The organism is Thioalkalivibrio sp. XN279, assembly GCF_011089885.1.
Lineage (GTDB): Bacteria > Pseudomonadota > Gammaproteobacteria > Steroidobacterales > XN24 > XN24.
Genome location: NZ_JAANBD010000006.1, coordinates 191,963 through 199,334, shown reverse-complemented (window position 1 = coordinate 199,334; position 7,372 = coordinate 191,963). Strand labels below are relative to the sequence as shown.

Sequence of the window (7,372 nt, the reverse complement as noted above, 5' to 3'; positions counted from 1 at the left end):
CGCGCCCGCGGCGCCGGAGCCGACGCTCCGGGTGGACACCGCGCGGCTCGACACGCTGATGAACCTGGTGGGAGAACTGGTCCTGGTCCGCAACCGCCTGGTGGCCCTGAAAATGCGCGGCGGCGGCGAGGCAGCTGAGACCGCGGTGTCCGGCCTCGACCTGATCACCTCCGAACTGCAGGCCGCCGTCATGCGCCTGCGCATGCAGCCGGTGCGCAAGGTCTTCGGCCGCTTCCCGCGTGTCGCCCGCGACACCGCGCGTACGCTGGGCAAGGAAGTCGACCTGGAGCTGCACGGCGAAGACACCGAGCTGGACAAGAACCTGGTCGAGATGCTGGCTGACCCGCTGGTCCATCTCGTGCGTAACGCGGTCGACCACGGCATCGAGACGCCGGAGGAGCGCGTGGCGCTGGGCAAGCCGCGCGCCGGCAAGGTCGAGCTGTCGGCCGCACAGGAGGGCAACGCGATCGTGATCGCGATCAGCGACGACGGCAAGGGCATGGACCCGGAAGTGCTGCGTCGCAAGGCCGTGGAAAAGGGCCTGCACTCGGCGGACGCGGCGCAGCGCCTCAGCGATGCGGAAGCGTGGGACCTGATCTTCATGCCCGGCTTCTCCACCCGCGCGGAAGTCAGCGACGTCTCCGGCCGTGGCGTCGGCATGGACGTGGTGCGCACGGCGATCGGGCGGCTCAACGGCAGCGTGGTGATCGACTCGCGCGTAGGCATCGGCACGACCATCGAGATCCGGCTGCCGCTCACGCTCGCCATCTTCCCGACATTGCTGGTCAGCGTCGGGGGGCTGCGCTACGCCCTGCCGCTGGCCGGGGTGCGCGAGCTGCTGGAGCTGGATACCTGCCGCACCCGCCGCGTGGAGGGGCGGGAGGTGGTCATGGTGCGCGACGAAACCATGCCGCTGCACCGGATGGCGGAGTGGTTCCTGCCGGGGCACGAGTCGGCGCGGCCGAGCCATGCCGTCGTGGTCGACCTCGGCGCCGGGGAATTCGCTGCCCTGGCAGCCGATGCCCTGCTCGGCCAGGAAGACGTGGTCATCAAGCCCCTGGGCAGCGTGCTGGACGGATTGCCCGGCTTCTCGGGCGCGACCATTACAGGTGACGGCAGCATCGCGCTGATTCTCGATCCGCGCGGACTGGTTTCGCGCCACGCACCGGTCGCGCCCGAGAGGCTGGCCTCATGAGTGCAACGGGCGACTCGGTCGAGGCCGGCCTCGCACGGACGGCTGAAGAAGAAGCGCCGGAGGCCGGGCCCGCGACAGGCGGGCGACTGGACGTATTGAGCCTGGGCGGGCTGTTTCTCGCGGTTTTCGCTCTCCTCGGCGGCAGCATCCTCAAGGGCAGCGGGCTGGGCGCGCTGTGGAACGTCGCGGCCTTCGTCATCGTCATTGTCGGCACCATTTCGGCGGCGATGATCCAGTGGCGCATGCAGGCCTTCCTGCGCGCGCTGAAAATGTTTCGCTGGGTGCTGCGCGAGCCGGAAATGGACCGCAGCGGCGCGATCGAAAAGTTGGTCGGCTGGAGCCAGGTGGCGCGCAAGGAAGGCCTGCTCGGCCTGGAGCGCAGCTCGGAGGAGGAGCCGGACGCGTTCCTGCGCAAGGGCCTGCAGCTGCTCGTAGACGGCACCGAGCCGGACATGATCCGCAATATCCTGCACGTGGAGATCGACACGCTGGAGGATTACGACACGCTCGGCGCGAAGGTCTACGAGAGCATGGGCATCTACGCGCCGACGCTGGGCATCATCGGCGCCGTGCTGGGCCTGATCGCCGTGATGCAGAACCTGGCCGATCCGAGCAAGCTCGGCCACGGTATCGCTGCGGCGTTCACCGCGACGATTTATGGTATCGCCAGCGCCAACCTGTTCTTCCTGCCGGTCGGGCACAAGCTGAAGGCGACCGTGGCCGCGGGCAGCAAGTACCGCGAAATGCTCGTGGAGGGCCTGGCCTCGATCGCCCAGGGCGAGAACCCGCGCAGCATCGAGGTCAAGCTCAACGGCTACGTGAGCGGAGGCTAGGTCATGGCGCGGCGCAAGAAACACGAGGAGCACCTGAACCACGAAGCCTGGGCCATTCCCTACGGCGACCTGATCACGCTGTTGCTGGCGTTCTTCGTCGTGATGTACGCGGTGTCCTCGGTGAACGAGGGCAAGTACCGCGTGCTGGCCGACTCGCTGGTCGCGGCCTTCCGCGCGCCGCCGCGCTCGCTGGAGCCGATCCAGATCGGGCCCTACCTGGTGCGTGCCGACGAGGAAATCCCGACCGGCCTGCCGCGCACGCTGGTGCCTTTCGAGGTCGACGGGCGCATGGTGCCCGAGCAGAAACCAGTGGAAGTCGTGCACGAGGCGTCGCGCCGGCCCGACGGCGGTGCGCCGGTTGCGAGTGCAGAGAACGATTCCTCCTTCATCATGATCGAGCGTCTCGCCGACGAGGTGATCGAGGCGATGGCGCCGCTGATCGAAGCCGACCTGATCCGCGTGCAGCGCGTTTCGTTCTGGCTCGAGGTCGAGATCAACACCAGCTTCCTGTTCGCCAGCGGATCCGCCACTGTGGCGGCCGATGCCCAGCCCGCGATCAGTCGCCTGGCGCAGCTGCTGGCCGCAGCCGACGTCAGGCTGCAGGTGGAGGGTCACACCGACTCGGTGCCGATCAGCACGGCGCAGTTCCCGTCCAACTGGGAGTTGTCGGCCGGGCGCGCGGCGAGCGTGGTGCACCTGCTCGCCGCGCACGGCGTCGATCCCGCCGCAATGGCGGCGGTGGGCTACGGCGAACACCGGCCCGTGGCCGGCAACGACACCGCCGAAGGGCGGCGCCAGAACCGGCGCGTGCTCATCGTGGTGCTGTCCGGCAAGAACACGCCGCGGGATCCCGCCCTGTCCTCGCGTGACGCGCCCGGCTCCGTCGAGGCGGCCGAGACGGGCGAGAAGGCGGCGACGTCATGAGGACGATCGCGGTAGCAAACCAGAAAGGCGGCGTCGGCAAGACCACCACCACGGTGGCGCTGGCCGCGGCCATGGCCGAGCGTGGCCGGCGCGTGCTGCTGGTCGACCTGGATCCGCAGGGCTCCTTGTCCGCATGGTTGCGCCAGCCGCGCACGGAGGGACGCGGCGTCGAGCAGTTGTTCCTGGGCGAGCCGGAGGAGGCCGCATGGCGGGAACGGCTCGACGTCGAGGCGGGCGTTTCGATCCTGCCCTCGTCTCCGGCACTGGCCGGCGTGGAACGCCATGGCGTGCCGGGCCGCGCGCGGGCGCTGGCCGCCGGATTGGCGAGCCTGGCGGGCCAGTTCGAAGAGGCCCTGATCGATTGTCCGCCCTCGCTCGGCTTGCCGATGGTGAGCGCGCTGGCGGCATGCGACCGGCTGCTGGTCCCCGTGCAGACGGAGTTCCTGGCGCTGGAGGGACTCGAGCGGATGACGGGCACCGTGGCGATGGTCGAGCGCTCCCTCGCGCGCAAGATCACCTGGCACATCGTGCCGACGCTGCACGATCCCCGCACCGGCGCCGGGCGCCGCAGCCTGGAGTTGTTGCGCTCTCGCTACGAGGCGCAGGCCTGGCCGGGCCTGGTGCCGGTGGACACGAGCCTGCGGGACGCGGCGGAGGCGGGTCGCCTGTATGCCGGTGCGCCGGGCCGCGCGGGGCAGGCTTATTCCGGGCTGGTCGACTGGCTCGATGGCGCCGGCGTGACCGGCAAGCACTTGGCACAGGAGGCCGCGGCATGAGTGGCGCAAATACTGAAGACTGGGTGGCGGGGATGCTGGACGCGGGTGTGAGCAGCGTGCCGGTGCCGGCGGTCGCCCTCGCGGCTCCGGCCCTGCCTGCAAGCGATGCCGCCGAGGGAGGGTGCGAGTTGCCGCGGCGTTGCGTGACTTTCCGCGTGGAGGGAGAGACTTACGCGCTCGACGTGCTGCGCGTGCGCGAGGTGCTGCGCTCGGCCGACATCGTCCCGGTGCCCGGCGCGCCCGACAGCGTGCTGGGGATCATCAATCTGCGCGGCAGCATCGTGCCTGTGATCGACGCGCGCTCCCGGCTCGGCCTCCCCGCCGCGGCCAGCGATGCGCCATGCCGCGTGCTGGTGATGGAAAGCGACCGCCAGGCCGTGGGCCTGCGGGTGGACAGCGTGGCCGAGGTGATGAAGCTGCGGGCGGAGGAATTCGAATCCACGCCGGTGGTCGGACAGGGCGACAAGGCGCCCTTCATACGCGGTGTGGCGCGCAGCGACGACGGCTTCATCGTGCTGGTGGATGTCGACAAGCTGTTGCCGAGCCGAGTGGGGGCAGGGGCCGCTGCATGACGCCTCCAGGGCCGCTCAACCCGCTCGAGCCCACGTGGCCGCGCAAACCCCCCGGGGAGCGGCGAGAGCGCGGGTTGCCGCGGCCGCCGTCACCCGGCAAGGACGAGGGAGTCGCTCCGGACGCCGAGGATGAGCGAGAATCAGGGCCGGAACCCCGGCCCGCCCCCGGGCGCATCGTGGATGACTATGCATGAATGACCACCAGGTCATGGCCGCCGTGGCGTTGCTCGTGGTGCTGGCCGTCGCCATACGGCTGGCGCTGGGCGCGGCCAGGAAGATCGAGGCCTTGACAGCGCGCGTCGCGATGCTGGAGGCGGAACTGCGTGCTGCGCAGGAGCACACCGCGCAGCTGGCGCAGGGCGTCAGCCAGACCACGGGCGCATGCGCCGTGATGCAGCAACGCCTCGATACGCTCGGCGAGCGCCAGGAACAGTTGCGTATCCTCGACGAGGAGAGCGGGAGCTATCGCCATGCGATCCGGCTGGCGCAGGAAGGCCGCAGTGCCGAGCAACTGGTGCAGGACTGCGGCCTGAACCGGGGCGAAGCCGAGCTGGTGATCGCACTGCACGGACGCGGCGGCAGCCGCTGAGGCCCGACCGCCCTAGTGCATCGCGCGGGCGACAGGTGCCTTGCCGTGCACCGGCGCGCCGTGATGCAGGCGCATCTTCCAGCCCTCGCCCGTGAGCTCGTAGACGTTGGTCACGCTGACCAGCACCGTGCCGTCGTTCGGGACCCGGATGACTTCCAGTCCGACGTGGATCACGAGGCGGTCGACCGCGAAGCGGCTGCGCGGCTCGTAGTTGACGCGGATGCCGTTGCCGCTGTCCAGGATGGCAGTCCAGCTCCTGATCACCGCGTCGTAACCGATCAGAGGTATGGCCCCCGGGTGGATGCACGTGGTTCCCGGGGATACCAGCCACGTGCGGCGCATCTGTTCGCTGTCGCCCTCGCGCATGGCGCGGTAAAAAGCTTCCTGGCAGTCCTCGGCGCTGCTGAAGTGGGTCGTGCCGCTCGGTGGGCTCAAGACGCAAACCTCCCTGTCGTCGTCCCGGCCGTGCCGCCGGGGAAATGCCAAGTCACCCCGCGAGGCTATTCGGAGCGATCCAGGTAGTCGAGCGGGTCCGACCATTCCTGCTTCGCAGGTTGCTCAAGGTCGGCGCGGTAGTCCTCGCGCTCGATGTCGAGCGACCCGGAGTAGTCCTCGGGCGGATCTGCCGCCTGGAACTCGCTCTCCTCCCAGGCGTCGAGGTCCAGTTCTTCCACCGTACCGTCGAAATGCTGGATGTCGATGGTGCCGTCCTGGTCGTTCACGGCAACCACCTCGAACAGCACGCCCCCTGGGGCCTGGTACCAGTCTCCGATCGAGGGTGTGGGTAATGACATTGTGATTTCCCCGTTCAGCCGGGCCTGTTATCCTTGCCGGCCTTTCGCAGCGACACGCTGCCTGAATTTGCCCTGCCCCTCACTTATAGCTCACCTGCACCCGGCTGCAAGTGTGCTCCGCAACAAAGCCGCGCGGTCATGACCGAGCAACTCCTCAAGACATTCATCATTTTCTTCGTGGTCATCGAGCCGGTGTCGCTGGTGCCGATGTTCGGCGCGCTCACCCGTGGCGGCGAGCCCGGCTACCGCAAGAAGATGGCTTTCAAGTCGATCGCCATCTCGGCCGCGATCTTCATCGTCTTCGCGCTCGCGGGCGACTGGCTGCTGCGCCTGCTGGGCATCAGCGTCTCGGCCTTCAAGATCGCCGGCGGCATCCTGCTGTTCCTGCTGGCCGTGGACATGGTGCTGGCGCGCGAGTCCGGCCTGCGCTCGACGACCGTGCGCGAGCAGGACGAGGCGCGCTACCGCGAGGACATCTCGGTGTTCCCGATGGCCTTCCCGCTCATCACCGGCCCGGGCGCGCTGGCCACCATGCTGCTGCTGACGGCGGGCGCGGCCGACTGGATCGGCGTCGGCCTGGTGCTGGCCATGGGCCTGCTGGCGCTGGCAGTGACGCTGGTGATGTTGCTGCTGACCCAGCCGCTGATGCGCGTCATCGGCGTCACCGGCGGCTCGGTGATCAGCCGGCTGCTGGGCGTGGTGCTGTCGGCCCTGGCGGCGCAGTACGTCGTCGACGGCATCACGGAGGTCCTGGTCTAACCCCCCGGCACATCGTGAGACGTCCCATTTGCGGAACGCCGTAAATACGTCCCTGTAGGCTCGCTCGCGAACGTCCTGTTCGCGAGCGTCCGCAAATGGAACATCTCACGATGCACCACGCGCGGCACCCCATGACAGGCCGCGGTTTGGCTTGCACCGGCGCCCGGATCAGGGCCGTATCGTCCAGGCCCGCATGCCGCTCAAACCCGCTGGTAGAGCAGGTCGAAGACCTCGTGGCCGAGTTTCAGGCCGCGACGCTCGAACTTCGTCTGCGGCCGCGTCTCAGGCCGCGGCGCGTAGCCGCCGCCCGCCACCGTGTTCTCGAAGTGCGGCGAGGCCTCGCACACCTCCAACATCTGCTCCGCGTAGGGCGCCCAGTCGGTGGCGAGGTGCAGGCGCGCGCCCGGGGCCATGACGCGGGCGAGCCGGTCGAGGAAGGCCGGCTGCACCAGGCGGCGCTTGTGGTGGCGTTTCTTGTGCCAGGGGTCGGGGAAGAAAATCAGCGCCTCGTCGATCGAGGCAGCCGGCAGCCAGCGATCCACGACCTCCACGGCGTCGTGATGGGCGATGCGGATGTTTTCCAGTCCTTCCCGTTCCATGCGCAGCAGCAGGTGCCCGACGCCGGGGTCGTGCACCTCGACGCCGAGGTAATCGCGTTCCGGGTGGCGTGCCGCCAGCTCGGCGAGGTTGTCGCCGTTGCCGAAGCCGATCTCCAGCGTGCGCCGCGCCGCGCGGCAGAACAGGGCGTCCAGGTCGAGCGGCGCGGCCGGCGGCGTGATGCCGAAGCGGGGCCAGAGCTGCTCGAGTGCGCGCGCCTGCGACGGCGTCAGGCGACCGGCGCGCTTGACGAAGCTGCGGATGGGGCGATGCCCCGGGGACGCCGGGTCGCTCGCCGGGCTCTCCGCCGGGTCCCTCGACGGGCCGTTCACG

10 protein-coding genes are annotated in these 7,372 nt (G+C 69.4%); 7 read left to right on the top strand and 3 right to left on the bottom strand.

Features of this window, described 5'->3' with window-relative positions; translation table 11 throughout:
* The 6 genes from G8346_RS01120 to G8346_RS01095 all read left to right on the top strand — a co-directional run.
* Positions 1-1,195, top strand: a 1,195-nt coding sequence (locus G8346_RS01120; protein ID WP_166047337.1) for a chemotaxis protein CheA, incomplete at its 5' end; no start/stop codon positions are given.
* A gap of 86 nt (positions 1,196-1,281) precedes the next feature.
* Positions 1,282-2,028: a flagellar motor protein gene (locus G8346_RS01115; RefSeq protein WP_166047368.1), complete on the top strand. Its 747-nt coding sequence runs from the start codon at positions 1,282-1,284 to the stop codon at positions 2,026-2,028.
* Between the two features lie 3 nt (positions 2,029-2,031).
* The gene (gene motD, locus G8346_RS01110; protein ID WP_166047334.1) at positions 2,032-2,952 is read left to right on the top strand and encodes a flagellar motor protein MotD; all 921 of its coding nucleotides are present in this window, start codon (positions 2,032-2,034) and stop codon (positions 2,950-2,952) included.
* A complete protein-coding gene (locus tag G8346_RS01105) occupies positions 2,949-3,728 on the top strand; it encodes a ParA family protein (RefSeq protein ID WP_166047332.1) in 780 nt (259 codons plus the stop codon). The genes motD and G8346_RS01105 overlap by 4 nt, the downstream gene beginning before the upstream one ends.
* Entirely contained in the window at positions 3,725-4,300 is a 576-nt protein-coding gene (locus tag G8346_RS01100; RefSeq protein ID WP_240901212.1) for a chemotaxis protein CheW, read from the top strand. The genes G8346_RS01105 and G8346_RS01100 overlap by 4 nt, the downstream gene beginning before the upstream one ends.
* 190 nt (positions 4,301-4,490) lie before the next feature.
* Positions 4,491-4,889: a DUF2802 domain-containing protein gene (locus G8346_RS01095; RefSeq protein WP_166047330.1), complete on the top strand. Its 399-nt coding sequence runs from the start codon at positions 4,491-4,493 to the stop codon at positions 4,887-4,889.
* Between the two features lie 12 nt (positions 4,890-4,901).
* Here G8346_RS01095 and G8346_RS01090 read toward each other — a convergent pair whose 3' ends face one another.
* Both G8346_RS01090 and G8346_RS01085 read right to left on the bottom strand, forming a co-directional pair.
* Positions 4,902-5,324, bottom strand: coding sequence for a nuclear transport factor 2 family protein (locus tag G8346_RS01090; RefSeq protein ID WP_166047329.1), 423 nt, complete (start codon positions 5,322-5,324; stop codon positions 4,902-4,904).
* A gap of 65 nt (positions 5,325-5,389) precedes the next feature.
* On the bottom strand, positions 5,390-5,683 hold the full coding sequence (locus G8346_RS01085; protein WP_166047327.1) for a DUF6763 family protein: 294 nt from the start codon (positions 5,681-5,683) through the stop codon (positions 5,390-5,392).
* Positions 5,684-5,821: 138 nt separating this feature from the next.
* Here G8346_RS01085 and G8346_RS01080 point away from each other — a divergent pair, with 138 nt between their 5' ends.
* The gene (locus G8346_RS01080) at positions 5,822-6,442 is read left to right on the top strand and encodes a MarC family protein (RefSeq protein ID WP_166047325.1); all 621 of its coding nucleotides are present in this window, start codon (positions 5,822-5,824) and stop codon (positions 6,440-6,442) included.
* A 200-nt stretch (positions 6,443-6,642) separates the two neighbouring features.
* Here G8346_RS01080 and trmB read toward each other — a convergent pair whose 3' ends face one another.
* Positions 6,643-7,371 (bottom strand): tRNA (guanosine(46)-N7)-methyltransferase TrmB, encoded by a 729-nt coding sequence (gene trmB / locus G8346_RS01075; protein ID WP_166047323.1) that lies wholly within the window; start codon positions 7,369-7,371, stop codon positions 6,643-6,645.
* Position 7,372 lies beyond the last annotated feature (1 nt).

Bases quoted from the DNA above. Each gene is read 5' to 3' on its own strand.
- G8346_RS01100 (WP_240901212.1), top strand. From the start codon at position 3,725: ATGAGTGGCGCAAATACTGAAGACTGGGTGGCGGGGATGCTGGACGCG.
- motD (WP_166047334.1), top strand. From the start codon at position 2,032: ATGGCGCGGCGCAAGAAACACGAGGAGCACCTGAACCACGAAGCCTGG.
- G8346_RS01080 (WP_166047325.1), top strand. From the start codon at position 5,822: ATGACCGAGCAACTCCTCAAGACATTCATCATTTTCTTCGTGGTCATC.
- G8346_RS01105 (WP_166047332.1), top strand. From the start codon at position 2,949: ATGAGGACGATCGCGGTAGCAAACCAGAAAGGCGGCGTCGGCAAGACC.
- G8346_RS01095 (WP_166047330.1), top strand. From the start codon at position 4,491: ATGAATGACCACCAGGTCATGGCCGCCGTGGCGTTGCTCGTGGTGCTG.
- G8346_RS01085 (WP_166047327.1), bottom strand. From the start codon at position 5,683: ATGTCATTACCCACACCCTCGATCGGAGACTGGTACCAGGCCCCAGGG.